24 protein-coding genes are annotated in these 26,144 nt (G+C 61.1%); 13 read left to right on the top strand and 11 right to left on the bottom strand.

The features are described from left to right. Nucleotides 1-3: 3 nt before the first annotated feature. Genes IPI80_RS17235 through IPI80_RS17220 form a run of 4 tightly spaced genes read right to left on the bottom strand, consistent with a single transcriptional unit; the run spans nt 4 to nt 3,670 of the window. Entirely contained in the window at nt 4-666 is a 663-nt protein-coding gene (locus tag IPI80_RS17235; protein ID WP_413862311.1) for an ABC-type transport auxiliary lipoprotein family protein, read from the bottom strand. 44 nt (nt 667-710) lie between these two features. Continuing rightward, nucleotides 711-1,676 carry an MlaD family protein gene (locus tag IPI80_RS17230; protein ID WP_413862309.1) on the bottom strand — a complete coding sequence of 322 codons (966 nt, stop codon included), beginning with the start codon at nt 1,674-1,676 and terminating at the stop codon, nt 711-713. 12 nt (nt 1,677-1,688) lie between these two features. Continuing rightward, nucleotides 1,689-2,546 carry an ABC transporter ATP-binding protein gene (locus IPI80_RS17225; RefSeq protein WP_413862307.1) on the bottom strand — a complete coding sequence of 286 codons (858 nt, stop codon included), beginning with the start codon at nt 2,544-2,546 and terminating at the stop codon, nt 1,689-1,691. Next, on the bottom strand, nt 2,543-3,670 hold the full coding sequence (locus IPI80_RS17220; protein ID WP_413862305.1) for an MlaE family ABC transporter permease: 1,128 nt from the start codon (nt 3,668-3,670) through the stop codon (nt 2,543-2,545). The genes IPI80_RS17225 and IPI80_RS17220 overlap by 4 nt, the downstream gene beginning before the upstream one ends. A 149-nt stretch (nt 3,671-3,819) precedes the next feature. Between IPI80_RS17220 and IPI80_RS17215 the strand changes: the two genes are divergently transcribed. From IPI80_RS17215 to IPI80_RS17200, 4 genes are all read left to right on the top strand, one after another. Next, the gene (locus tag IPI80_RS17215; RefSeq protein WP_413862303.1) at nt 3,820-4,614 is read left to right on the top strand and encodes an enoyl-CoA hydratase/isomerase family protein; all 795 of its coding nucleotides are present in this window, start codon (nt 3,820-3,822) and stop codon (nt 4,612-4,614) included. 54 nt (nt 4,615-4,668) lie between these two features. Further along, entirely contained in the window at nt 4,669-6,390 is a 1,722-nt protein-coding gene (locus IPI80_RS17210) for a GMC family oxidoreductase (RefSeq protein ID WP_413862301.1), read from the top strand. Nucleotides 6,391-6,588: 198 nt separating this feature from the next. Then, on the top strand, nt 6,589-7,071 hold the full coding sequence (locus IPI80_RS17205) for a hypothetical protein (protein ID WP_413862299.1): 483 nt from the start codon (nt 6,589-6,591) through the stop codon (nt 7,069-7,071). 58 nt (nt 7,072-7,129) lie between these two features. Further along, nucleotides 7,130-7,888, top strand: a complete 759-nt coding sequence (locus tag IPI80_RS17200) for a TSUP family transporter (RefSeq protein ID WP_413862297.1) — start codon at nt 7,130-7,132, stop codon at nt 7,886-7,888. A gap of 15 nt (nt 7,889-7,903) precedes the next feature. On the opposite strand, the gene mrdA is transcribed toward IPI80_RS17200, so the two are convergent. Genes mrdA through IPI80_RS17180 form a run of 4 tightly spaced genes read right to left on the bottom strand, consistent with a single transcriptional unit; the run spans nt 7,904 to nt 12,475 of the window. Then, a complete protein-coding gene (mrdA, locus tag IPI80_RS17195; protein ID WP_413862295.1) occupies nt 7,904-9,943 on the bottom strand; it encodes a penicillin-binding protein 2 in 2,040 nt (679 codons plus the stop codon). A gap of 25 nt (nt 9,944-9,968) precedes the next feature. Then, nucleotides 9,969-10,499 carry a rod shape-determining protein MreD gene (mreD, locus tag IPI80_RS17190; RefSeq protein WP_413862293.1) on the bottom strand — a complete coding sequence of 177 codons (531 nt, stop codon included), beginning with the start codon at nt 10,497-10,499 and terminating at the stop codon, nt 9,969-9,971. Beyond that, nucleotides 10,496-11,416, bottom strand: a complete 921-nt coding sequence (mreC, locus tag IPI80_RS17185) for a rod shape-determining protein MreC (protein WP_413862291.1) — start codon at nt 11,414-11,416, stop codon at nt 10,496-10,498. Before mreC ends, mreD begins: the two co-directional genes overlap by 4 nt. 15 nt (nt 11,417-11,431) lie before the next feature. After that, on the bottom strand, nt 11,432-12,475 hold the full coding sequence (locus IPI80_RS17180) for a rod shape-determining protein (protein ID WP_413862289.1): 1,044 nt from the start codon (nt 12,473-12,475) through the stop codon (nt 11,432-11,434). Nucleotides 12,476-12,676: 201 nt separating this feature from the next. On the opposite strand from IPI80_RS17180, the gene gatC reads away from it, so the two are divergent. Genes gatC through gatB form a run of 3 tightly spaced genes read left to right on the top strand, consistent with a single transcriptional unit; the run spans nt 12,677 to nt 16,049 of the window. Beyond that, entirely contained in the window at nt 12,677-12,976 is a 300-nt protein-coding gene (gatC, locus tag IPI80_RS17175; protein WP_413862287.1) for an Asp-tRNA(Asn)/Glu-tRNA(Gln) amidotransferase subunit GatC, read from the top strand. Nucleotides 12,977-13,033: 57 nt separating this feature from the next. Beyond that, on the top strand, nt 13,034-14,539 hold the full coding sequence (gene gatA, locus IPI80_RS17170; RefSeq protein ID WP_413862285.1) for an Asp-tRNA(Asn)/Glu-tRNA(Gln) amidotransferase subunit GatA: 1,506 nt from the start codon (nt 13,034-13,036) through the stop codon (nt 14,537-14,539). 13 nt (nt 14,540-14,552) lie between these two features. Next, entirely contained in the window at nt 14,553-16,049 is a 1,497-nt protein-coding gene (gene gatB, locus IPI80_RS17165) for an Asp-tRNA(Asn)/Glu-tRNA(Gln) amidotransferase subunit GatB (RefSeq protein WP_413862283.1), read from the top strand. A 6-nt stretch (nt 16,050-16,055) separates the two neighbouring features. On the opposite strand, the gene IPI80_RS17160 is transcribed toward gatB, so the two are convergent. Further along, nucleotides 16,056-16,718, bottom strand: a complete 663-nt coding sequence (locus IPI80_RS17160) for a DUF4124 domain-containing protein (protein WP_413862281.1) — start codon at nt 16,716-16,718, stop codon at nt 16,056-16,058. A 2-nt stretch (nt 16,719-16,720) separates the two neighbouring features. Continuing rightward, nucleotides 16,721-17,398: an orotate phosphoribosyltransferase gene (pyrE, locus tag IPI80_RS17155; protein WP_413862279.1), complete on the bottom strand. Its 678-nt coding sequence runs from the start codon at nt 17,396-17,398 to the stop codon at nt 16,721-16,723. A 10-nt stretch (nt 17,399-17,408) separates the two neighbouring features. Between pyrE and IPI80_RS17150 the strand changes: the two genes are divergently transcribed. From IPI80_RS17150 to ycaO, 3 genes are all read left to right on the top strand, one after another. Beyond that, nucleotides 17,409-18,200 (top strand): exodeoxyribonuclease III, encoded by a 792-nt coding sequence (locus IPI80_RS17150; RefSeq protein WP_413862277.1) that lies wholly within the window; start codon nt 17,409-17,411, stop codon nt 18,198-18,200. A 9-nt stretch (nt 18,201-18,209) separates the two neighbouring features. Beyond that, nucleotides 18,210-19,751 carry a class I adenylate-forming enzyme family protein gene (locus IPI80_RS17145; protein ID WP_413862275.1) on the top strand — a complete coding sequence of 514 codons (1,542 nt, stop codon included), beginning with the start codon at nt 18,210-18,212 and terminating at the stop codon, nt 19,749-19,751. Nucleotides 19,752-19,819: 68 nt separating this feature from the next. Then, the gene (gene ycaO, locus IPI80_RS17140; RefSeq protein ID WP_413862273.1) at nt 19,820-21,556 is read left to right on the top strand and encodes a 30S ribosomal protein S12 methylthiotransferase accessory factor YcaO; all 1,737 of its coding nucleotides are present in this window, start codon (nt 19,820-19,822) and stop codon (nt 21,554-21,556) included. Nucleotides 21,557-21,570: 14 nt separating this feature from the next. Here ycaO and IPI80_RS17135 read toward each other — a convergent pair whose 3' ends face one another. Beyond that, a complete protein-coding gene (locus IPI80_RS17135; protein WP_413862271.1) occupies nt 21,571-22,356 on the bottom strand; it encodes a M48 family metallopeptidase in 786 nt (261 codons plus the stop codon). 101 nt (nt 22,357-22,457) lie between these two features. Between IPI80_RS17135 and IPI80_RS17130 the strand changes: the two genes are divergently transcribed. From IPI80_RS17130 to IPI80_RS17120, 3 genes are all read left to right on the top strand, one after another. Next, on the top strand, nt 22,458-23,804 hold the full coding sequence (locus IPI80_RS17130; protein WP_413862269.1) for an AmpG family muropeptide MFS transporter: 1,347 nt from the start codon (nt 22,458-22,460) through the stop codon (nt 23,802-23,804). Nucleotides 23,805-23,958: 154 nt separating this feature from the next. After that, nucleotides 23,959-24,675, top strand: a complete 717-nt coding sequence (locus IPI80_RS17125) for a response regulator (RefSeq protein ID WP_413862267.1) — start codon at nt 23,959-23,961, stop codon at nt 24,673-24,675. Nucleotides 24,676-24,711: 36 nt separating this feature from the next. After that, nucleotides 24,712-26,028, top strand: a complete 1,317-nt coding sequence (locus IPI80_RS17120; RefSeq protein WP_413862265.1) for a sensor histidine kinase — start codon at nt 24,712-24,714, stop codon at nt 26,026-26,028. Nucleotides 26,029-26,144 lie beyond the last annotated feature (116 nt).

The raw sequence follows: 26,144 nt of genomic DNA, 5'->3' as shown, positions 1-26,144 counted from the left end.
CCGTCATTGCGCCGACGCCTTCTCCACCTGCTCCAGCCACTCTGCAATCTCCGCCACCACCGCATCCACCGCCAACGTGAGCGCGCGCACGCCGCCTGCTGCGTCTTGCGTGGGTGCCGGGCGCTGCACCACGAAGCTGCGCTGGGCCACCAGGCGATCGGCGCCCGCGTTGGCCTGGCCGACGGTGGCACGCAGGCGGACCAGGCCCGTGCTGTGCTCGGCACTGTCAAACAACTGGCTGAACTCGTCCAACTCCAGGTGCATGGACATAGAAGCAGATTGAGAAATGGCCACCCCTTGGGCGGCATTGAGTACGGCGCGGCGCTGGCCCAGGTGCTCGCGCAAGCGCTGGCGCAGCAGTTGGGCGGGGGTCATGCTCCAGCGGGCCTGGGCGTAGGGGCGCAGTTGCTGGGCGTCGCTGTAGGCCAGACGGTAGAGCACGGCGGTGCTGTCCAGCGCGGCACTGGCGTCCACCTCTGCCAACACCAACGCTGGCAGGTTGGCCATGCGGTTGGCGGGGGCGTCGACCACGGGGCCTGGGCCAAAGTCGTACACCGTGGCGCGCGGGTGGGGCTGCATCTGTGCGCAGCCCGTCAAAGCCAAAATCATCAAGCCAAATAGGGCTCCAGCCCTCGTCGAATATACATAACCAGCTATTATTTTCATAGCAATCCTTGAATGATACTGTGCAAATCAGTGCGCCTTACGCTTTAGCGGGCGTTGGGCTGCGAAAAACCGGGCTCGCCCGGGCCGGGCAGCACGGTGCCGTTGCCCAATAGCAGGGCCTGCGGATTGTCATTGACCGTTTCCACCGCGCGGCCGATGTGGCGCACAGTGCGCGCGGTGTCGTCCACTGTGCGGTTGATGCGCGGCACCAGAGTGGTGTTGAGGGTTTTGCCGGTGGTCAGCAGTGTGTCGCTGCCCTGGGCGATGGCGTCCAGCGTGCCACCCGGGCCACTCATGCGCTCGGACATGCGCTTGAAGGCATCGGCCGAGGTGCCCACCGAATCCGACATCTCGCCCAGGCGGTCGGCGTTGGTTTTGAGGCTCTTGAACGCAACGCCAGCATCCTTCACCATACCGCCCAGGTTGGACTGGTCAACGGCGTGGGCCAACTGGCCAATGTTGGCAGCGGCTTGGCCCATGTGGTCAATGGCGTCCATCAGCTTCTTCTGGTTGCCGGCAGCCAACAACTGGTTGACGTGTTGGCTGGCTTCGTCCAGTTGGGTAAGCAAGCCGGCTCCTTGATCGGACAGGCGCGACAGAAGGCTGGCGTGCATGGGGATGCGGGGGGGCTGTTCATCATTGGTGGCCAGGGCTTGCGATGGCGCACCAGAGTCATCCAGCTGAATGAAGGCCAGCCCGGTCACACCCTGAAAACCCAGCGTGGCAAAAGTAGCGGTGGTCATGGGTGCCGTGCCGTCCACGGCAAAGCGCACCAACACGTTGCCGGCTTTCTCGCGGTCCAGCGCAATCGACTGTACGCGCCCCACAGTCACGCCCTTGTAGCGCACAGGGGCCTGTTCTTGCAGGCCAGTTACGCTTTCGTGGCTGGAGATTTCGAACAAGCGGTGCTCACCCGTGTCGCGCGTGAGCCAGGCAGCCAGCCCCACCAGCATGGCGACCACCGCCAGCACAAAAGCGCCAGCAGCCAAGGCGTGTGATTTGTTTTCCATAAGACTCCCTTTCTACACAGCGTAAGGGTGCAGACGCAACAACTCTTGCGCGCGCATGCCCCGGCCACCCAGAAAAAACTCCCGCACAAAGGGGTGGTCAAAGGCAATGACCTCCTTGGGCGGGGCATCAATGATCACGTGTTTGTCGGCCACCACGGCCACGCGGGTGCTGATTTCGTAAATGGTATCCAGGTCGTGCGTGACCATTACCACGGTCAGGCCCAGCTCCTGGTGCATGGAGCGCAGCAAATTGCAAAACGCGTCAGAGCGGTCCGGGTCCAGCCCGGCGGTGGGTTCGTCCAGCAACAGCAAAGGCGGGTCCATGATGAGGGCACGCGCCAGCGCCACGCGCTTGACCATGCCGCCCGACAGATCAGACGGCATTTTGTGCGCGTGAGCCGGTTCCAGACCCACCATCTGGAGCTTGACCATGACAGCATCACGCACCAGGTCTTCTGGCAGGGTGCCCAGTTCACGCAAGGGAAAGGCGATGTTCTCCAACACCGTAAAGGCCGAGTACAACGCCCCGTGCTGAAACAGCATGCCAACGCGGGCGGCAGCACCGGCGCGGGTAAGTTCGGCGGCCGTGTGCCCCAGCACGGTAATGCTGCCGCGTGCAGGTACCGTCAGCCCCAAAATCTGGCGCAGCAGTGTGGTCTTGCCGCTGCCCGAGCCGCCCACGATAGCGAGCAATTCGCCCCGGGCGATCGTCAAGTTCAGGTCCTTATGAATCACCGAATCCACACCGGCGGTACGGAACACGGTCCACAGGTTGCGAATTTCGATCACTGGCGCGGCGCTCGTACGACCTGCCGTTGGGACGCCAGCAGGCAGATCAGCCCCATGCCCTGGTAAATCCTGGGTGCTCATATCCCGACGTCCTTGAACACCACCGCAAACAACGCGTCCACCAAAACCACCATGGTGATGCTGGTCACCACCGATGTGGTGGTGCCCTCGCCCAGACTCTGCGTATTGGGCAGTACGCGCAGCCCATAGTGGCAACCAATGAGCGCAATCATCAACCCAAACACCGCCGACTTGGCCACCGCCAGCCACAGGTTCGACACCAGCACCGCCTTGGCCAGCGCAGTGACAAAGTAGGCCGGCGTTAGCCCCATGACCATATCGGCTGCCAGCATGCCGCCCAGCAGCGCGGCAAGGGTGGTCCACACCGCCAGCAGCGGCATCACCACCGTCATGGCCAGGGCGCGTGGCATTACCAGCCGGAAGCCTTTGGGAATGCCCATGACCTGCATGGCGTCCAGCTCTTCAGTGACACGCATCACGCCAATTTGCGCGGTGATGGCCGAGCCGGACCGCCCGGCAATCAAAATGGCCGCCAACACTGGCCCGAGCTCGCGTATGAGTGAAATGCCCAGAATGTTGACGATAAAAGCGTCCGCACCAAACTGGCGCAACTGCTGCGACATCAGGTAGGCCAGCACCACGCCAATCAAAAACCCCAAGAGCGCTGTAATCGGCAAGGCGGTGGCGCCAATGCGGTAAATATGACCCGAAATATCGCGCCACGGCGCCTGGCGCGGGTGGCGTACCAACTGCACCACATCCAACAATAGTTGGCCGATCAGACGCACCGCACCCAGCACGTGTTCTTCGCGGCCCATCACCCAGGCACCCAGGTGCAGAAAGTGGTCGGTGGCGCGGGAGATTCGACGTGGCGGCAGCTTCGAAGAGAACTTGGCCACCCGTTCCAGCATCGCGCGCTGGGCTGGACTGGCCTGCAGCGTGTCGGGCCACTGGCGGTGCCAGCTGTTCCACAACAGTTGGGCACCCGTGTGGTCGAAGCGTTGCAGGGCGCGCAGGTCCCAGTGCCAGATCTGCCAGTCAGCCGGTAGCGCTGCCAGATCAGCCTGCGCACTTTCCCAGTGCGCGATGGAGGACAGCGACTCGGCCGTCCAGCGCCCCTGCACGCGCACACTGCGGCCTTCGGGCGTTTGCTCGAATGCAATGCGGGGCTGGGATTCCTCCATGGTGATGCGTTCCAGTGACGTTGCGGGGTTGGGTGACAGCGAAGTACCGCATGGTACAACGCCCACAGCGTTTGCGGCAAAATAGCACACCAGCCCTCGCAAACATTGCTTAAGCAGCTAGCAAATCCATAGCAAAACCAGGAAACCCCATGACCACCACCAACAGCACCTACACCTCCACCCCCGAACTATCGGCCGAACTACGCGGCCCGGTGCTGTGGCTCACCATCACCCGCGAGGAGCGCCGTAACGCCATGAGCCACGGCGTGCTGGCCGCGATGGCGCAGGCGATGGGCGCGGCGCAGACGGATCGCAGCGTGCGCGCCATCGTCATCACCGGTGCGGGCAGCAAGGCCTTTTGCGCCGGTGCCGATCTGCAATCCGCCAACGCCTTCACCACCGACTATTCCGAACCCCACGGCCATCTGGCCCAGGTGCTGCGCGTGGCCAAGGCCAGCACCATCCCACTGATCGCCCGCGTGAATGGCGCGTGCATGGCCGGTGGCATGGGCCTGATGAGCATGTGCGATATGGCAGTGGCCGCCAGCCACGCGGTTTTTGGTTTGCCCGAGGTCAAAGTGGGCGTGTTCCCCGCCCAAGTGCTGAGCGTGCTGCAGCACCTGATCCCCCGGCGCAAGCTGGCCGAGATGTGCCTCACCGGCGAACCCATCACCTCGGCCCAGGCGCTGGAATACAACCTGGTGAATTACGTTGACGATGACGTGGACGCCAAGCTGCAATGGTTGCTGGACCGCATGCTGGACAAATCCCCCGCCGCCATTCGCCGGGGGCTGTACACCATGAAGAAGGCCGAGGCGATGTCGTTTGAAGAAAGCATGTCCTTCACCGAAAGCCAGATTGCTCTGTTTACGCTGACGGAGGATGCAAAGGAAGGGCAGCGGGCGTTTCAGGAGAAGCGCAAGCCGCTGTGGGCGGGGCAGTGATGCCCGCGCAGACTGCGTCAGCTTATCCACACGCTTCGTCGATTAGGATGGGCCATGAGCGACACCACTTTTGACTACATCATCATCGGCGCCGGCACGGCCGGCTGCCTGCTGGCCAACCGGCTCAGCGCCGACCCCTCCAAACGCGTGCTGCTGATTGAGGCCGGCCGCAAAGACGACTACCACTGGATCCACATCCCGGTGGGCTACCTGTACTGCATCGGCAACCCGCGCACCGACTGGCTCTACAACACCGAGCCCGATGCGGGCCTGAACGGCCGCTCGCTGCGCTACCCGCGCGGCAAAACGCTGGGCGGCTGCAGCAGCATCAACGGCATGATTTACATGCGCGGCCAGGCACGCGACTACGACCAGTGGGCCCAACTGCTGGGCGACGCTACCTGGGGCTGGAACCATTGCCTGCCCTACTTCATGCTGCACGAAGACCACCACAAGGGTGCCAACGCCCTGCACGGCGCACGTGGCACGGCCCCGGAACTGATGCACAAGAACGGCAACCTCTACCGCAAGCTGCTGCGCCACCACAACGCCGGTGGCGAATGGCGGGTCGAGAAGCAACGCCTGCGCTGGGACGTGCTCGATGCCTTTGCCAAGGCTGCTGTACAAAGCGGCATTCCCGCTACCAACGACTTCAATCGTGGCGACAACGAGGGTGTGGGCTACTTCGAAGTCAACCAGAAAGCCGGCTGGCGCTGGAACACAGCCAAAGCCTTTTTGCGCCCCACCTGCTATGCGCGCCCCAACTTTGAACTATGGAACAGCGCCCAGGCAAGCAAACTGTTGTTGGAGCCCGCCAGTGCCGGCGGTGGTCCGCTGCGCTGTACCGGCGTGCAGGTGTGGGATGGCAGCAGCATGGTTGAGGCATTAGCGCGCGCTGAAGTAATTTTGTGCGCGGGCTCCATTGGTTCGCCGCAGATTCTGCAACTCTCTGGGTTGGGACCAGCACAACGACTGCAATCGCTGGGTGTGCCAGTTGCAAAGGACATTCCCGGCGTGGGCGAGAACTTGCAGGACCATCTGCAGATTCGTGCCGTGTTCAAGGTGAAGAACACCACCACACTCAACACCCAGGCTGCCTCGTTGTTGGGCAAGGCCAAGATCGGGCTGGAGTTTGCACTCAAGCGCAGCGGCCCCATGAGCATGGCCCCCAGCCAGTTGGGCGCGTTCACCCGCAGCGATCCGGCTCAGCCCTACCCCAATCTGGAATACCACGTGCAGCCGCTGAGTCTGGAAGCGTTTGGCCAACCCCTGCACAGCTTCAATGCCATCACCGCCAGCGTGTGCAACCTCAACCCCACGAGCCGCGGCACGGTTCACATTCGTTCTGCGCGTTTTGAAGATGCACCCGCCATTGCACCCAACTACTTGAGCACTGATCTAGACCGCAAAATTGCTGCCGACTCCTTGCGCTTGACACGCACCATCATGGCTCAGGCCGCCATGCAGCCGTTTGCGCCGGAGGAATACAAGCCCGGTGTGCAGTTCCAATCCGACACCGAACTGGCCAAGTTGGCGGGTGACATTGCCACCACCATCTTCCACCCTGTCGGCACGACCAAAATGGGCCACGAGGACGACGCCATGGCGGTGGTAGACGGGCGCCTGAAGGTGCACGGCGTGCTGGGCCTGCGCGTGGTGGATGCAGGCGTCATGCCACTGATTACCAGCGGCAACACTAACTCGCCCACGCTGATGATTGCCGAGAAGGCGGCGCAGTGGATCATGGAGGACGCCTACGCGGAAATGAAGGGTTAATCCCAATGCGTCAACTGACGCTTGCCGTTACAGTCGCGTCACTCAAAGGTAAACGGCAACTGCAGCCAGATGGAAGAAAGCCGAGGAGACGGCAAGTAACAAGCAATAATTTCTGCACCCACCTTGAGGTGCAGCTCACAAAAGCACTGACCCAGTCAGTGCTTTTTTTTCGCCTGTCCAACCTTCAAGAAAGCCTCCATGCCCTCACGCACACTACTCCAATGCATAGGGTGCAGCCTCGTCGCCCTGCTGCTCACCGCCTGCGCCCTCGACCCCATCCTGCCAGGCATGACGCGTGAAGCGGTAGTGGCCCGCATGGGACCTCCAGGGCGCGTAGTGCCCTTGGCGTCCGGAACGCGCCTGCAATACTCTCGCCAGCCAGCCGGGCAGCAAGCCTTTATGGTCGACCTCGATGCCAGCGACCATGTCGCGCAGGTCCGCCAGGTTTTGGTGCAACAGGAGTTCGCCCGCATAACACCGGGCACATGGACGCGAGCCGATGTGGAGCGCGAGTTCGGACGACCCGCCTCAGTGGACCGTGTGGCGAATTGGCCCAGCGACATCCTGACTTACCGCTGGTATGAGGTGCAGGACATGTTCTATTGGGTCTACCTGGACGCAGCCAACGTAGTGCGGCGCACGGAACAGGGCATCGAATACCACCATGACGACATGAATTAGCAACTTGCTCTCTATTCGATAACACACCGCAATCTGGCGGCGATGCGAAAATGAATCCATGGAATTGATCGTTATTTCGCTGGCCTCGCTGCTGGCTGGTTTTGTTGACTCGATCGTGGGCGGCGGCGGCCTAATCCTGGTACCTGCCTTGTTCGCCGTCTTCCCCGCTGCGCACCCTGCCACCCTGTTTGGCACCAACAAGGGCGCCTCGGTCTGGGGCACCAGCATTGCCACCGTACAGTACAGCCGCCGCGTGCAGATGCGCTGGCACGCATTGGTGCCCGCAGCCGCCGTATGTTTTGCCGCATCACTGGGCGGCGCCTGGCTGGTGACTGTGGTGTCACCCGACTTTCTGCGCAAGGCCCTGCCGCTGGTGCTCCTGGTGGTGCTGGCTTACACCCTGGCAAAGAAGGAGCTGGGTCGTGAGCACGCACCGCGCTTTGCCGGCCAGCGTGAAGCCCTGGTGGCCTGCGGCATTGCTGCAGTCATCGGTTTTTATGACGGATTTTTTGGGCCCGGCACCGGCAGCTTCTTTGTGTTTTTGCTGGTGCGCTTGCTGGGCTACGATTTTTTGAACGCATCGGCCGGTGCCAAGCTGCTCAACACCGCGTCCAACCTGGCTGCCATCTTGTTGTTTGCACTCAAGGGCCATGTTTGGTGGCACTTTGTGCTGGCCATGGCCATCGCCAATGTGCTGGGCAGCCTGGCCGGCACACACCTGGCGCTCAAGCACGGCACTGGATTTGTACGCGGCGTTTTCATCTTCGTAGTGTCGGCGCTCATCCTCAAAACCAGTTACGACGCTTTCCTGCGCTGAGCGCAGACCGATGCGTTAGCGGGGAGCCGATGGAACAGCGGCAACTGGTGGGCTGGCAGGCGCACTTGCCGCAGATGCAGCAGCCTGGGGCGTGGCCGGGGCAGATGCGCTGCCACGGGGCCAGGGAACAGTGGATGCCAACACCGGTTTGCCCATTGGCACTGTGGCCTGCCCTTTGCTCACAGCGGCCAAATCTTGTTCGTTGGGGTACTGGCCCATCAACCAATAGTCGAACGCCCGCCTTGCAATGGGTGCAGCCGACGCTGCGCCGAAACCGGCGTTTTCAACAATGACAGCGATCACAATCTTGGGATCTTCCGCCGGCGCAAATGCAATGTAGAGCGAGTGGTCGCGCTTGTGCTCATCCATCTTGGATGCGTTGTATTTCTCATTGGCACCCAGACTCACCGCCTGCGCGGTACCAGTTTTGCCACCGCTGCTGTAGCCGGCTCCGGCAAACACGCGGGCCGAGGTGCCCTCTTGCGTGACCGCCGTCATGGCCTTGCGAACAATGGCCACGTTGTCGGGCTTGAATCCCAGGTCTTCAGCGGGTGCCGGCGCAACCGGTGTACGCTCGTGGGTGGTGGCGTCTTGTGTGGCAATTACCAGCTGTGGCTTGTGCTTGACGCCGTTGTTGGCAAGGGTGGCTACGGCCTGTGCAATCTGCAGCATGGTGAAGCTGTTGTAGCCCTGGCCAATGCCCAGCGAAATGGTCTCGCCGGCATACCATTTCTTTTGCTCGGGGCGTTTGTAGTATTTGCGCTTCCACTCTTGGCTGGGCAGCACGCCGCGCACCTCACCATTGATGTCAATGCCAGTAATCTGTCCAAAGCCCAGGGGCTTCATGAAGTCATGCATCCGGTCTACACCCATTTCATTGGCCAGTGAGTAGAAGTAGGCGTTACTGGAATAGATGATGGCGGAGCGCATGTCCATGATGCCAGTACGGTCCCCTGTTGCACTGCCAAAACGGTGCCCACCAAACATGTAGAAGCCGGGGTCGTTGACCAGCGTGGTCGCCGAACGTGTGCCGGTCTCCAGCGCGGCCAAGGCCATGAAGGGCTTGTAGGTGGAACCAGGTGGGTAGGTGCCGCGCAACGCCCGGTTGAGCAGCGGTTTGTCGATGGATTCGTTCAGCATCGCCCAGTTTTCCTGGTCGATGCCTTCTACGAACAGATTGGAGTCGAAGGTGGGCTTGCTCACAAACGCCAGCACTTCACCGCTCCTTGGGTCCAACGCCACCAAAGCGCCGCGGCGCTCGCCGTACATATCTTCAATCAGCTTTTGCAGCTTGATGTCGATGGACAACACAACCATGTTGCCCGGCGTAGATGGATTGCTGGCCAGCTTGCGCATGGCGCGTCCGCCGGCCGAAGTTTCGACCCGCTCAACACCCGTGGTCCCGTGCAACTGGCTCTCAAAGCTTTGTTCCACACCAAGCTTGCCGATGTATTCGGTGCCCCGATAGTTGGCCTGGTCGTCGTCATCCTCAATTTTTTCCTTCTCCGCCAGATTGATGCGCCCGATATAGCCAATCACATGGCTGGCCAGTTCACCATAAGGGTAGCTACGGAACAGACGGGCCTTGATATCCACGCCCGGAAAGCGAAAACGCTGGGCGGCAAAGCGCGCCACTTCGGTATCGGTCAGGCGAGTGCGGATCGGCAGGGACTCAAAACTTTTGGACTCTTCCAGCAGTTTTTTGAAGCGGCGCCGATCACGTGGGGCGATGTCAATAACGTCAGACAGCTCGTCCACCGTAGCTTCCCAACCCGCCAGAGTCTTGGACGGCGTGATCTCAAGCGTGTAGGCTGAGTAGTTGCTGGCCAGCACAATGCCGTTGCGGTCGGTAATCAGGCCACGATTGGGCACGATGGGAACAATGGACGTGCGGTTGCTCTCGGCCTGCGCCCGCAGGTCGTCGTGGCGCACTATCTGTAGGTATACGAGACGCGCGATCAGCAACGAAAAGCACACCAGCACCAGCACGCTGACCGCAAAGACGCGCGTGCGAAAGCGCGCCAGATCCATCTCGATATTGCGGATTTCGGTCATAGACTACGCACCGTGGGGGCCATACTTAAAGAGGCCGATTGGCATCCGGATTGGGCGCACGCAGTTGGGGTGCCAACAGGATAATGCTGGCTACCGGCCACAGCGCGGCCTCCACTACGGGTGCCAGCAGCATCAGCCAGCCGGGGAAACTACCACCCGTGACCATGCGCAATGCCAGCTCAACCGCATGGGCGGCAGCAAACAGCGGAAAGACCTGGGCCGCCTGCGAGGGCACCGAAAACCACAGCAACCGGCGGTGCATGGTGATGGCAAAAAAGCTCAGCACCGTATAGGCCAACGCATTCTGACCCAGCAAACCGCCTTGGTGCACATCCATCAGCAAACCAAATACAAAGGCGCCTCCGATGCTGATGCGCATTGGCTGGTGTACGGTCCAGAACACCAGTACCACAGCCAGCAAATCGGGCACCCAACCGGCACGCCCCCAGAAGCCCATGTTTTGCAACATATTGAGCAGCATGGCTGCAATCAGGCTACCCCAAATAAAAAATGGATTGGCGGGCAACAGCAATTGCTGCCCGGGGCGCATGATCATTTGCTACCTCCCTTGCGTGAGGTTATGGTGGGTGCTATTGGCTCCGGACGTGGTGACACCTGCGATAGCATCGGCTCCAGCACCATCACATGACCTGTTCCCGACACCAAAGACAAGGGGACGCAGTAGATGCGTGCAAATACCGCATCGACCCTGCGCTCCACCTTTTCCACGCGGGCCACGGGCAGACCCGGCGGGTAGACACCATCAACGCCGCTGGTTGTCAGCAGGTCACCTGCGGCCACGTCAGCATTGGCCGCCATGAAACGCAGTTCCATGGCATCCGCATGCAGGGAAGCATCACCATAGGCGACGCCACGCGCTCCGGTGCGGGTATTGAGCACAGGAATGGCTTGGTCGCGGTCGGTGATCAAGGTCACTTCACTGACCAGTGGGTAGACCCGCGTAACCTGACCCAACACACCCGACTCGTCCAGCACGGGCGAGCCCAAGCCAACCTTGTCGGTCATCCCCTTGTCGATGACGACTTTGCGGCTGTAGGGGTCGGCGGCATCGTAGATGACTTGCGCTGCCAGTGCCTTTGCATGCACACGCTCGCGCAGACCCAGCAGCTTGCGCAAACGCTCGTTTTCCAGCGACAACTGCTCAACCTGGTTGGCGCGCTGTGACTGCAAGATGTGCTTCTTGATGACCTCGTCCTGAGCCGCCTTGATTGAAGACAACGATGAAAAATATTGACTGACTTCCTGGTACGCGAGCACCGGACGCAGTGCCAGCCATTGGGCCGGGTAGAGAACCGTGGCTAATACCACGCGCAAGGGCTGCATGACCTTGAAACGGGCGTCGGCCACCATGAGTAGCAGAGCCAAGGCGCTGCACACGGCTAGTTTGGACAGGGCCGAAGGACCCTGCCGAAAAAAGGGCGGAGGATCCCGGTCCAGCGTACCCAGTGGCATCGCTGTACCTGGCGCTTATTCGCTGGTGAAAATGGAGCCCAGACGCTCCATCTGATCCAGCGCGATGCCGCAGCCGCGCACCACGCAGGTCAGCGGGTCTTCGGCCACGAGCACCGGCAGACCGGTTTCTTCGGCCAGGAGGCGGTCGAGGTCACGCAGCAGTGCACCACCGCCGGTCAGCATCATGCCGCGATCGGCGATGTCGGCACCAAGTTCGGGCGGAGTCTGTTCCAGCGCGTTCTTGACGGCGGAAACGATGTTGTTCAGCGGGTCGGTCAGCGCTTCCAGAATTTCGTTGCTGGAGATGGTGAAGCTGCGGGGCACACCTTCACTGAGGTTGCGGCCACGCACTTCCATTTCCTTGACTTCACTTCCGGGGAAGGCCGAGCCAATGTGTTTTTTGATGGATTCGGCGGTGGGCTCACCAATCAGCATGCCGTAGTTGCGGCGGATATAGTTGATGATGGCGTCGTCAAAGCGGTCACCACCCACTCGCACGCTACCTTTGTAGACCATGCCACCCAACGATATGACGCCGACTTCGGTAGTGCCACCCCCAATATCCACCACCATGGAACCCCGCGCTTCGGACACCGGCAGACCGGCGCCGATGGCTGCGGCCATGGGTTCTTCAATCAGGTATACGTCGCTGGCGCCAGCGCCCAGTGCCGATTCGCGAATGGCACGGCGCTCGACCTGGGTGGAACCGCAGGGTACGCAAATGATGATGCGCGGGCTGGGGCGAAAAATACCGCGCGGATGCACCATCTTGATGAACTGCTTGAGCATCTGCTCGGTGACGGTGAAGTCAGCGATCACCCCATCCTTCATGGGGCGGATGGCTTCAATATTGCCCGGGACCTTGCCCAGCATGGCCTTGGCTTCCTTGCCGACGGCCTGAATCGTTTTTTTACCTTGGGGGCCACCTTCGTGGCGGATGGCGACGACCGAAGGTTCGTCTAGAACAATCCCCTGGCCACGTACAAAAATCAGGGTGTTGGCCGTACCTAAGTCAATGGCCAGGTCGGTAGAAAAATACCGACGGAAAGATCCAAACATCAAACATCCTCTCGGGCACACAGGGCACTTCGGCTCTGCATCACCACTGTTTTTCGTTAAAAGTCGTAAGTTTGACGTCAAGCAAAGCAATTTTGCGGGACTTGCGCCAAAGGCAGGATAATAACCGATTGCCTGTGAACAACCCTCTCTAATCAAGCCGTTCGGGCCTTATTTACCTTTGGTTTCAACCCAATACGCACTATGTCACTGACATCTACCGACATCGCCCGCATTGCCAATCTGGCACGCCTAGAACTGCAACCTTCGGAAAGTGAGCGCATGCTCACGCAAATGAACGATTTTTTTGCCATCGTCGAGCAGATGCGCGCGGTAGACACCGCCGGCATCGAGCCGCTGGCACATCCAGCCGCCGTGTTGCAAGACGTGGCCCTGCGCCTGCGCGAGGATCGCGTGAGCGAACCCAACCAGCGCGAGGCCAACCAGAAAAGCGCGCCGGCGGTTGAAAACGGGCTCTTCCTGGTGCCCAAGGTGATTGAATAAATGAAAAAGTCTTTGTGGGTCAGACCACTCCGCGCGCCGCCCCCAACCGAGAAAACAATGACGACTTCCGTATCCTCTTCCTCTGCGCTGCACGACTTGGGTGTGCACGATCTGGCACACGCAGTGGCTGCCAAACACGTATCCGCCGTCGAGCTGGCCCAGCACTTTCTGGACCGCGCCGCCGCCCATACCGATTTGGGCGCTTTTGTTGCCGTGGACGCTGACACCACATTGGCCCAAGCCCGCGCGGCCGATAACCGTATTGCCAATGGCACAGCCGGCGCGCTCGAAGGCGTGCCCATGGCGCACAAAGATATTTTTGTGACCAAGGATTTCGTCACCACCGCGGGTTCGCGCATGCTGCAGCACTACCGCTCGCCGTTTGACGCCACGGTAGTGGCCAAGCTGGCGCAGGCGGGCGTAGTGACCCTGGGCAAGCTCAATTGCGATGAATTCGCCATGGGCTCAGCCAACGAAAACTCGGCTATTTGTGCCGTTGGCCACACCCAGGTTGCGCCTGTGCGCAACCCCTGGAACCGTGAGCGCATTCCCGGTGGCTCCTCCGGAGGTAGCGCTGCCGCTGTGGCTGCTCGCCTGGCACCCGCTGCCACCGGCACCGACACTGGCGGCTCAATTCGCCAACCGGCATCGTTCTGCGGCCTCACCGGCATCAAGCCAACTTATGGCCGCGCCTCGCGCTACGGCATGGTGGCATTTGCCTCCAGCCTGGACCAAGCGGGACCGATGGCGCGTTCGGCACAAGACTGTGCGTTGCTGTTGTCCGCCATGTGCGGTCCCGACCCGGACCGTGACTCCACCTCGCTGGACGTGCCTGCCGAAGACTTTTCGCTCAAGCTGAACGACTCGCTCAATGGCCTGCGCATTGGCATTCCCAAGGAGTTCTTTGGCGAGGGCCTGGCCGCCGACGTGCGCACCGCCATTGACGCCGCACTGAAGGAATACGAAAAATTGGGCGCCAAGCTGGTACCCATCAGCCTGCCGCGCACCGAGTTGTCCATTCCCGTGTACTACATCATTGCCCCGGCCGAGGCCAGCTCAAATCTCTCCCGCTTTGATGGTGTGAAGTTCGGCCACCGCGCCAAGAACTACACCGACCTGGCCGACATGTACCAAAAGACCCGCGCCGAAGGCTTTGGCGACGAGGTCAAGCGCCGCATCATGATCGGCACCTACGTGCTGAGCCACGGCTACTACGACGCCTACTACCTGCAAGCGCAAAAGATCCGCCGCATGATTGCCGATGATTTTCAGAACGCCTTCAAGAACTGCGACCTGATTGCGGGTCCGGTGGCTCCCACAGTCGCCTGGAAAATTGGCGCCCACAAAGACCCGCTGGCCGACTACCTGGCCGACATCTTCACCCTGCCCGGCTCATTGGCCGGCCTGCCCGGCATGAGCGTGCCCGTGGGTTTTGGCGAAGGCGGCATGCCAGTGGGTATGCAGTTGTTGGGCAACTACCTGCAGGAATCACGCCTGCTCAATGCCGCGCACCGCTTCCAGCAAGCCACCGACTGGCACGCACGCACGCCGAAGGGCTTCTGACATGAGCGAAACCATGAACACATTTGAAGCACAGCAACAGGGTCGCCCGACCGGCCCGCTGGTGCGTGGCTATGAAGTCATCATCGGCTTTGAGACGCATGCCCAGTTGTCCACCGCGAGCAAGATCTTCAGCCGCGCCTCCACCGCCTTTGGTGCCGAGCCCAACACCCAGGCCTGCGCCGTAGACCTGGCCTTGCCCGGCACACTGCCGGTGATGAACAAGGGCGCTGTGGAGCGCGCCATCGAATTTGGCCTGGCCGTAGGCTCGCACATTGCACAACGCAGCATTTTTGCCCGCAAAAACTACTTCTACCCCGATCTGCCCAAGGGCTACCAGATCAGCCAGTTTGAGATTCCCGTGGTGCAAGGCGGCGCAGTGGAATTTTTCATGCCCGAAGTGAAGGGCGTGGCCGAGAAAAAATCGGTGCGCCTGGTGCGCGCCCATCTGGAAGAAGATGCCGGCAAATCGCTGCACGAAGACTTCATTGGCCAGACCGGCATCGACCTGAACCGCGCCGGCACGCCACTGCTGGAAATCGTCACCGAACCCGACATGCGCTCCAGCACCGAGGCCGTGGCCTACGCCAAAGAGCTGCACAAAATCGTGACCTGGATCGGCATTTGCGACGGCAATATGCAAGAGGGCTCTTTCCGCTGCGATGCCAATGTCTCGGTGCGCAAGCCCGGCCAGCCCCTGGGCACGCGGCGCGAGATCAAGAACCTGAACAGCTTCAAGTTCATGCAGCAGGCCATCGACTACGAGGTGCGCTGGCAGATTGAGCAGATTGAAGACGGCCACGCGATTGAGCAGGCCACCGTGCTGTTCAACCCCGACACCGGCGAGACCCGCGCCATGCGCACCAAGGAAGATGCCGCAGATTACCGCTACTTCCCCGATCCCGATTTACCACCGCTATGTATTTCAGAGCAATGGATCGAGCAAGTACGAGGGCTGATGGCTGAATTACCTAGAGTAATGGCCCAACGCTTTGTGCGGGACTATGGGTTGCCAGAGTATGACGCCACCCAGCTTACGCAGAGCAAGGCGATGGCCTCTTACTTTGAGCAAACTGCCAAGGCTTGCGGTCAGGCCAAGCTGGCCAGCAACTGGATCATGGGTGAAGTGTCACGCCGCCTCAATACGGAAGACCGCACAATCGAATCTGCACCCGTACAACCAGCACAGCTTGCAGCCGTGATTGGGCGCATTGCCGACAACACCATTTCCAACAACGCCGCCAAGCAAGTCTTTGAAGTGCTTTGGAATGGTGAAGGCACCGACGTAGACGCGATCATCGAAGCCAAGGGCCTCAAGCAAATGAACGACACCGGCGCACTGGAAGCCATCGTCAATGAAGTGATCGCCACCAACGCCAAGAACGTGGCCGAGTTCAAGGCCGGCAACGACAAGGCGCTCAATGCGCTGGTGGGTCAGATCATGAAGGCCAGCAAAGGCAAGGCCAACCCGCAGCAAGTCAATGATTTGCTACGCAGCAAGCTAGCGGGTTAAAACGGGCTAACGCGCAGCCGGTGTCATGGTGGTCCAGAGCTGGCGCAGGCGCACCAGCTCGTCATCAAAGCGGGCGTTCACCCGTTTGATTTCGTTTTCCTGCTCGCCAATGAAGCGCCGCTGCACGACCTGACTGTTGGCGTTTTCTTCCTGCTGGCGGCGCACGTAGGCGGGAGCTTTGTTGGGGTCTTTCTTGTAAAACTCCATTTCCTCGTCAATCGCAATGCGCTGCTGGGCCAGTTCGTCCAAGCGGCGCTGAGCCGCCTGAATCACAACACCGATTTGGACCACCGCTTCCTGACGTTCCTGGTCGTGCACGGTTTTATTGGGGTAACGGATCAGCAGGGCGCGGTCGCGCCGCCGCTCGTCTACCGTGCGGCTACGTTCCTCAATTTCGCGCTTTTCCTTGACCTCCTGATCGGCTCGCTCCTGTGCTGTCAGGCTTGGCCCAACCTTGGTTTTGACCGTGCCACTGGGGTTCAATACCTTTTGCTCCCGATCTGTGCATTCGGGAATAGGGCGGTCGGCGGTGAGCTTGCGGCCTTTCCCGTCGATACAGGTATAGACACCAGAAACCGGCGTTGGCGGTGTTTGCGCCCAAGCGCCCGCCACGATGCTGGCAACCATGGTCACCCACACCCCCGTCCAAACCCGATTGCCCATTGTCATGTTCACCCTTCGTCTACGCCGTAGCGCTCCCGGTAGGCCTGTACCTGCAGATACTGCTCAGCCAAACCGGCGTCGCTGTGGCCTGCCAGATAGTGCATCAAATCCCCCAGCTTCGCAATCGCGCTTACCTGTAGCCCCAACTGGCGCTGCACAAATTGCACAGCGCTGTAGGGCACATCCTGGCCATTTTCAGTGGCTTTTTCCTGGCGGTCCAGTGCAATCAGCACTGCGTGCGGCGTGGCGCCTGCGGCCTGGATGATGGCAATCGACTCGCGCGTGGCGGTACCGGCGGACATCACGTCATCCACAATCAGCACCCGGCCCTTAAGCGGCGCGCCAACCAAAGTGCCGCCTTCGCCATGGTCTTTGGCCTCTTTGCGGTTGTAGGCAAATGGCACGTTGTGACCCCGTCGGGCCAATTCCACAGCCAGCGCGGCACCCAGGGGAATGCCCTTGTAGGCCGGGCCAAAAACCATGTCGAATTCGATGCCGCTGCTGAGCAGGCGCTGCGCATAAAATTCGGCCAAACGCCCCAGCTTGGCGCCATCGTCAAACAGGCCAGCGTTGAAAAAGTACGGGCTCATGCGAGCCGCTTTGGTTTTAAACGAGCCAAAGCGCAACACACCGCACTCCACAGCAAACTGCACAAAATCCTGTGCCAAAGGGTCGTGATCCGACATGGGGAATTCCTTGTTCAAATTAACCAGCCTCAACCTCAACGGCATCCGGTCCGCCACCAGCAAAGGCCTGGAAGCCTGGATTGCCCAAGCCCAGCTCGATTGTATTTGTGTACAAGAAGTCAAAGCCCAGGCACCCGACCTGGCGGAGAAGTTTGAAGAACTGGCCGGATTGAAGGGCTACTTCCACCTGGCCGAGAAAAAAGGCTATTCCGGCGTGGCCGCCTACACGCGCCTCGAACCGAGCGACGTCATCATGGGATTTGACGGCGGCGAATTCGACGCCGAGGGCCGGTATGTGGAATTACGTTTCGACACGCAACAGCGCAAGCACTCCATCATCAGCGCCTACTTTCCCAGTGGCTCGTCGGGCGAGGAACGCCAGAAGGCCAAGTTCCACTTCCTGGACAAGATGTACCCGCACCTGCAAGCCCTCAAGGCAGAGCGCGACTTCATCCTGTGCGGCGACATCAATATCGCCCATAAGGAAGCCGATCTGAAGAACTGGCGCAGCAACCAGAAGAACAGCGGGTTCCTGCCCGAAGAGCGCGCCTGGATGACGCGCCTGACCAGTGAAGGCGGCATTGTGGACGTCTACCGCCAGCTGGAGCCAGCCACTACCGACGCCTGCTATACGTGGTGGAGCAACCGCGGCCAAGCCTACGCCAACAACGTGGGTTGGCGGTTGGACTACCACCTGGCCACACCGGCACTGGCAGCGGGCGCCCGGTCGGTGGTCATCTACAAGGGTGAGAAATTTTCTGACCACGCACCCATCACCATCGCCTACGACTTCAACCGCTAGGAGACGGCTATGAACCTGGCCTGTCTGCTGGAACGCCACGCGCGTATGCAGCCACTGCGCGCGGCCATTTTCGAAGGATGGACCCTGCACGCCACCTACGGTCAGTGGGCGCGGCGCAGTGCTGCTTTGGCGCAACGCCTGCAACAAGCCGGCTTGGTACCGGGTGACAGGGTGGTGCTGTTCATGCGCAACCATCCGCGCTACCTGGAGCTGATGTGGGCTTGCTGGTGGGCGGGTCTGGTGATCGTGCCAGTGAACGCCAAGCTGCATGCGCGCGAGGTGGAATGGATCATCACCAACGCCCAGGCGCGCTGGGCCTTTGTCACCACAGACGTGGCGTCCCAACCGCTGCACGGCCTTGACCGCCAGGTGGATGTGGAGTCCGCCGAGGCGGATGGCTTGCTGCATGCCCAGGACACCGATGCCCTGCCACCACCGCTGCCACGCGGCCCGGACGACGTGGCCTGGCTGTTCTACACCAGCGGCACAACCGGGCGACCCAAGGGCGTGATGCTCACCCACCGCAACCTGCAAACCATGGGCCTGTGCTACTTTGTCGATGTGGACCCGGTGGCGGCAGATGACGCTATTGTCTATGGCGCCCCCATGTCGCACGGCGCCGGCATTTACGCCATTCCCCACCTCATGGCGGGCGCCCGCCACGTGGTGCCAGCGTCCGGCGGCGTGGACCCAGCCGAACTCTTTGCACTGGGCCGAACCCTGGGGCCGTTGTCTACCTTTGCGGCGCCCACCATTGTCAAACGCCTGGTGGACTACGCCGAAGAAGTCGGCCTGGGCCCGCAGGACGCGGGGCTCTCGTTCAAAACCATCGTCTATGGCGGTGCGCCCATGTACCGAGCCGACATCGAACGCGCACTCAACGTGATGGGGCCACGCTTTGTGCAGATCTACGGCCAGGGTGAAACACCCATGGTGGGCACCTCCCTCTCGCGCGCCCATCTGGCAGACACCGCACACCCGCGCTACCGAGACCGTATTGCCTCGGTAGGGGTGGCGCAAACACCCGTGCAAGTGCGCGTGGCCGACGCGGCCGGGCACGACCTGCCCACCGGCAGCGTGGGCGAGGTGCTGGTTCGTGGCGACAGCGTCATGGCGGGCTATTGGCGCGACCCCGAAGCCACAGCCGCCGCCCTGCGCGATGGCTGGCTTTTCACCGGCGACGTGGGTTGCCTGGATAACGACGGCTTTCTCACCCTGAAAGACCGCAGCAAGGACCTGATCATCAGCGGTGGCTCCAACATCTACCCGCGTGAAGTCGAAGAAGTGCTACTCACCGCACCCGGCGTTGCCGAAGTAGCCGTGGTGGGCGCAAGCGACCCTGAGTGGGGTGAAGTGGTGGTGGCCTTTGTCGTGGCACAGGCCGGTGTCGAACTGGACATCCAGAGTCTGGACCAACATTGCCTGGAATTGATAGCCCGCTTCAAGCGCCCCAAGCACTATCGGCTGGTAGACAGCCTACCCAAAAACAACTACGGCAAGGTACTCAAGACCGCTCTGCGCGAGCAACTCCAGCAAACCGATGCGGGATAATGTAGCGCTCCGCCGTCAACGGCGCGTCGCATTGCTGGGCCCGTCCACAGCACCTACCGGAACCAGCCATGTCATCAGCAGAAAGCTTCATCGTCGGCAAAGACGCCTCCCTTGAATTCACCATCAGCACCATGCAGGCCAAATTGGCCGCGTTGGGCTTTGACGTTGAAGAGCGTTCCTGGCTGAACCCGGTTGACGGCATCTGGTCAGTCCATGTGCGCAACCGCGACTGCCCGCCGATGTTTACCAATGGCAAGGGCGCCTCCCGTTTGGCGTGTCTAGCCAGCGCGCTCGGTGAGTTTTTCGAGCGCCTGTCTACCAACTACTTCTGGAACCACTACTACCTGGGCCGCGCGTTTGCCGAAGGCAATAGCCGCAGCTTTGTGCACTACCCGCAGGAGCGCTGGTTTGAGCCGGGCGAAGACGGTGCCTGGCCGCAGGATCTGCTCACACCCGAGCTGCAGTCGTTTTACAACCCACGCGGCAGCATCGACGCCCACACGCTGGTGGACTTCAATTCCGGCCACAGCGATCGCGGCATCTGCGCCATTCCCTATGTGCGTCAACGCGACAACGCTACGGTTTATTTTCCGGTGAACATCATTGGCAACCTGTATGTGAGCAACGGCATGTCCGCCGGCAACACCCCAGCCGAGGCGCGCACCCAGGCGCTGTCGGAAATTTTTGAGCGTTACGCCAAGTTCCGCATCATCAGTGAAGGGCTGTGCCTGCCTGATGTGCCACAAGCTGTCATCAACCGCTACCCGCGTATCGCCGCCGGCATTCAAGGGCTGCGCGACGCGGGGTTTGGCATTTTGGTGAAGGACGCATCGATGGGTGGCCAGTTTCCCGTGATGAATGTGACCCTGCTCAACCCGCAAGACCAGGGCTGTTTTGCCAGTTTTGGTGCCCACCCGCGCTTTGAAGTGGCGCTGGAACGGGCCCTGACCGAACTGCTGCAAGGCCGGGCACTCGATGCGCTGGGCGGTTTCCCGGCCCCAGGCTTTGATTTGGAAGAAGTGGCCAGTTCCCCCAACATCGAAATCCACTTTGTGGACTCCAGCGGCGCGATTCACTGGAATTTTTTGGGCGATCAACCCGATTTCCCCTTCCACGACTGGAATTTCAGTGGCACGACTGCTGAAGACTACCAGTGGTCGGTCAACGCCATCCAGGCCATGGGGCGCGATATTTATGTAGCGGATTTTCAGCACCTGGGGGTGTATGCCTGCCGCGTCCTCGTGCCCGGCATGTCCGAGATTTACCCGGTGGATGAGCTGGAGTGGGAGAACAACAGCATTGCCAACCCGATCCGCGAGGCGATCCTGAATCTGGGCGATCTGGACGACGACGAATGCAGCGACCTGCTGGACACCCTCAACGACAGCGGCCTGACCGATGACCGGCTGGTGGCCGCCTTGATTGGCCTGGTACCGGGCGACGACCCATTCTGGAAAGACCTGCGCGTGGGCGAACTCAAAACCCTGTTGGCACTGGCCACGGCTGACGCACAGGCGGTGGCCGAAGGGTGCGAATGGATACGCCACTTTGCTCATATCAACCCGGCGCGCGGCCAGGTTTATGCGTGCATAGAAATTTTGCAGCAGCTTGATGCCAGCACCGACAGCGCCCACTACGCCACGGCATTGAACAACCTGTTTAGCGCGCAGACCCTGCAGCAGGCGCGCGCACTGTTGGCGGGTGAACTGCGCTTCTTTGGGGTGCCTTCACCGGGCCTGGACCTGGTGGGTTGCGACATGCACCAGCGCCTGCTGGCGGCCTACGCCAAATTGCACCCGCAATAACCGCTAACCACGCATCAACGCGCGCGGGCCCGCTCGTAGAGCGGCATCACCTTGGGCAGGTTGGCCTGGATTTCGGCAATGCGGGTGGAACCCGACGGGTGGGTGGACAGCCACTGCGGCGGTGCACCCTTGCTGGCTGCTGCCATCTTCTGCCACAACGTCACGCCGCTTCTGGGGTCAAAACCCGCGCGCGCGGCCAGCTCCATGCCCACCAGATCGGCCTCGGATTCGTCATTGCGGCTGAACTGCAAAGTCAACAGGTTTGCACCGCCGCTGGCGATGGCATCGGTCAGACGCGCATCAATGCCAAAAAAGCTCGCCGCCAGCGCTCCGCCCAGCTTCGCCAGCCCTTGGGTGGCTGCGCCCTTGCCCATGCGCTCACGCGCGTGCTCGCGCAGGGCATGCGCAATTTCGTGGCCCATGACCATGGCCACTTCGTCATCGCTGAGCTTGAGCTGGTCCAGGATGCCGGTGTAAAACGCGATCTTGCCGCCGGGCATGCAAAACGCGTTGATCTGCTTGGAGCCGATCAGGTTGACCTCCCACTTCCAGCTGGCCGCCCGAGGATTCCAGTCCACGGCAAACGGGATGATGCGCTGGGCAATGGCGCGCAAGCGCTCCAGCTCCACGTTGTCCTTGGGCGCCAACGCCCGTTTGGATTGCGCCTCGGACAGCATTTGCGAATACTGCAACTGGGCGGATTGCTCCACCTGCTCGGCGGGCACCAGCTTGGCAAAAGCAGAGTTGCCCCCAACCTCCACACCGTCGCGCGCGTGCGCCGGCACCAGCGCCCCGCCCATTGTGAAGGCAAGCAACAACGCCCAACGCCGCAAAAATGGCCGCCGAAATTCACGGCCCGGTGTGCAATCAAAGTTCAAACGCATAACGCTATTATTCCCGCATGACCCAACCAACGCACAGCACCCCTCCTTCGGCAGACAAGCCATCATGGTTTGCACGCTTCAAAGTGCTGAATGCGCTCCGGCAGCCCAAGGTAGCGGTCATGCTGGCGTTGGGTTTTTCCTCGGGCCTGCCCTTTCTGTTAACTGCCAACACCTTTGGCTACTGGTTGCGGGACGACGGTACGAGCCTTGTCGCCATTGGGTTCATCTCCTGGGTGGGGTTCGCGTACGCCTTCAAGGTGTATTGGTCGCCACTGGTGGACCGCATCGACGTACCGCTGCTGGGGCGTTTGGGTCGGCGTCGCGGCTGGATGCTGTTGTGCCAGATTCTGGTTACTTTCGGTTTGCTGGGCATGGCCGCCGTCGGCACGGCGGGCGGGCTGGTGGCAATTGGCGCCTTTGCATTGTTGACAGCCTTTGCCTCGGCCACGCAGGACATTGCCATCGACGCCTGGCGCATTGAGGCAGCATCCAATGAAGACGAAGTGGGGCTGATGACCTCTGCGGCGCAACTGGGATACCGCATCGCCCTGCTGATTACCGACGCTTTAATCATCGCTGCGGCGGCACGCGTGGGGTGGGCCATGTCCTACGTGGGTATGGCAGTGCTAATGGCGCTGTGCACATTGGCAACCCTGTTCGCCACGGAGCCAACCCGCGCTGACGTGGTACTGCACCAAAAACCTCCGCTATGGACCTTGCGCGGCATTGGCGATGCCATCGTCGGCCCGTTTGTCGATTTCTTCGCCAAGCACAAGGGCGCCGGGCTCATCATCTTGCTGATGGTGGCCCTGTACCGCCTGCCCGACTTTGTGATGGGGCCAATGTACAACCCGTATTACCACGACCTCGGACTCTCCAAAGACACTGTCGCCTGGGTACGCGGGTCGTTTGGTCTGGTTGCCACATTTGTCGGCATCGCTGCGGCGGGCCTTAGCGCCGTGCGGGTGGGGTTTTTGCCGACGCTGGTCGCCGGGCTGGTGCTGGAAGGCGTTGGCACAGCGGCATTTGCCCTGCTCAGCATCCACCCCAGCACCGAGATGTTCGCCGCCGTGATGACCCTGGACGCGTTTGCCCAATCGTTCGCCGGTGTGGCCCTTGTGACCTATATGTCGAGTCTGACGAGCCTGGGCTACACCGCCACGCAGTACGCCATGCTGTCCTCAACCTACGCCTTGCTCGGCAAGTTTCTGAAAGGGTTTTCGGGCATTGGGGTTGAAACACTCACCCCCACCTACGGGCTCTTGGGCGCCTACGCCACAGCTTTCGTGGCCACGGGGCTGACAGCGATTCCACCCTTGCTGCTATTGCTGCTACTCTGGCGAATGCAGCGACTCAAGGTCTGATTCGTCTACAGGCATTATTCACGACAAAATAGGCCTCTAGCCCTCGTGGAATATACATAGGCCACTCCAATATTGATAGCGTGATTTACCAAACTTTACGGACACTTCAGCCGGCACTCACACGCCGGCAGGCGCACGGCGCTAGACTGACACCATGAGTCAACACCTGTTAATGATTGAGGACGATGCGCGCCTTGCCGCCATGGTGCGGCAGTATTTGGAACAGTCTGGTTTTACGGTGAGCGTGGCCGGTGATGGCCATGGCGGCTTGGCCCAACTGACCAATCCGGCCAAAGGCGAGCCCGTCGATCTGGTGATTCTGGACCTGATGCTGCCCGACATCGATGGTCTGGAAGTGTGCCGACGCATTCGCGCACTGCCCGGCCACCTATCCCAGATGCCGGTGCTAATGCTCACCGCCAAGGGCGATGCCATGGATCGCATCATCGGTCTCGAAATTGGTGCCGACGACTACCTGCCCAAGCCGTTCGAGCCGCGTGAATTGCTGGCCCGCATCCGCGCCGTATTGCGCCGCCGTGGCGAAAGCCCCACCGCTGAATCCACGAAGCTGCGCTTTGGCGCGCTGGAAATTGACCGGGACGCACGCAGCGTCAGCATTAATGATGCGCCCTGTGATTTGACCTCCTACCAGTTCGACCTGCTGGTGGCCTTGGCCGAGCGCGCCGGGCGCGTACTGACGCGCGACCAGATCATGGAAGCCGTGCGCGGCCGTGAGCTGGACGCCTTTGACCGCTCTATTGACGTGCATATGGGTCGCATCCGCGCGGCCATCGAGGCCGATCCCAAGACTCCCAAGCGCATTCTGACCGTGCGCGGCGTGGGCTACGTGTTCGCACGGCAACAGGATTAGTCCTTTCCTTCCAGGCCCACCACCATCTCCCCCACCATGAACCGGCTCTATATCCGCATCTGGCTGGCCGTGGTACTGGCAGTAGCCGTGCTGACCCTGCTGGTGGGCTGGGCCTGGCGCATGGCAGCCGACGCGCCATTGCGCGAGGTGGTGGCCCGCAACCAGGCCGGAGAAGTAATTGGTCGTGGTCAGGCCCGCCTGGGACGCGGTCCCAGCATGCCGGAATGGGGTAAACCATCGCGCGGACTCGATACACCCCGCCCGCCGCCACCTCCCAACAGTACGACGGAAGCTGAGGCTGATCGCCCCGACGTCAGCCCGGACGAAACACCGCGCGAAGGCCGGGGCCGCTACGGAGCTGGCCCGGAGTTTGATGTACGCATGTTCGACGGACGAACCATCCACATCCACCTGCCACGACCGCCCAAATCCAACTGGAGTGCGCCGTTCGGTTTTTTTTGGACGCTGGGTCTTGTCGGTGTGGCCGTGGCGCTGGCTACCTACCCCATCATTCGGCGCCTGACCCGCCGGCTTGAAGTCCTGCAGCTCAGCCTGAAACAGTGGGGTGACGGAAACCTCAGCGTGCGCGTGCCGGTAACCGGCGACGACGAAATCGGCTTTTTGGCCACCCGTTTCAACCATGCCGCGCAACAGATTGAAACCCTGGTCAAGGCACGCGATGCGCTGCTGGCGTCACAAAAGTCATTGTTGGCCAATGCATCGCACGAGTTGCGCTCGCCGTTGACCCGCATTCGCATGGGCCTGGAGTTCATAGCCCCGCCAACTGATGTCACCGCTGCCGGCGCCAAAGACGAGATTGCCCGCAATATTGCCGAACTGGACCAGTTGATTGACGAGATTCTGCTGGCCAGCCGCCTCGATGCCCGCCAGGCCGATCTGGGTACGGTGGAATCGGTGGACCTGATTGGCTTGACAGCGGAAGAATGCGCCCGCACTGATGCCACGCTGGACGTGCAGGTTACGGGTGGTGAGTTGTCGGTACCGGGGGTCAGCAAGTTACTGCGCCGCGCCGTGCGCAACCTGCTGGAGAATGCGCGCCGCCATGCCAACGGCAAGGCGACGACTTTGACGCTTGTTAAGGACGGAGGCATGGCATGCATCCGCGTCTGCGACCAAGGTCCTGGCGTACCCGAAGCGTTTCAGGACCGTATTTTCGAGCCGTTCTACCGCCTGCCAGGCGCCTCGGAACGCGATGGTGGCGTCGGTTTGGGGCTGTCGCTGGTCAAGTCAATTGCACTGCGCCACGGCGGCTCGGTCCACTGCAGCAACCAAATTGGCGGCGGTGCCTGTTTCGAGATCCGTCTGCCAACGACCGCGTCCAGCACCTCATAAATTTGACCAACTAGTCAAAAGTTGTCGGTTTTTTGCAATTTTCCCCTCAATCTCACACAAACAGGGGATACCGGATTGGGTGCATACCCTCTACAGTTCATCCAACTGCTGTCACA

It is taken from the genome of Candidatus Aalborgicola defluviihabitans, assembly GCF_016705985.1.
Classification (GTDB): domain Bacteria; phylum Pseudomonadota; class Gammaproteobacteria; order Burkholderiales; family Burkholderiaceae_C; genus Allorhodoferax; species Allorhodoferax defluviihabitans.
This window is presented reverse-complemented; position numbering and strand designations above follow the sequence as displayed.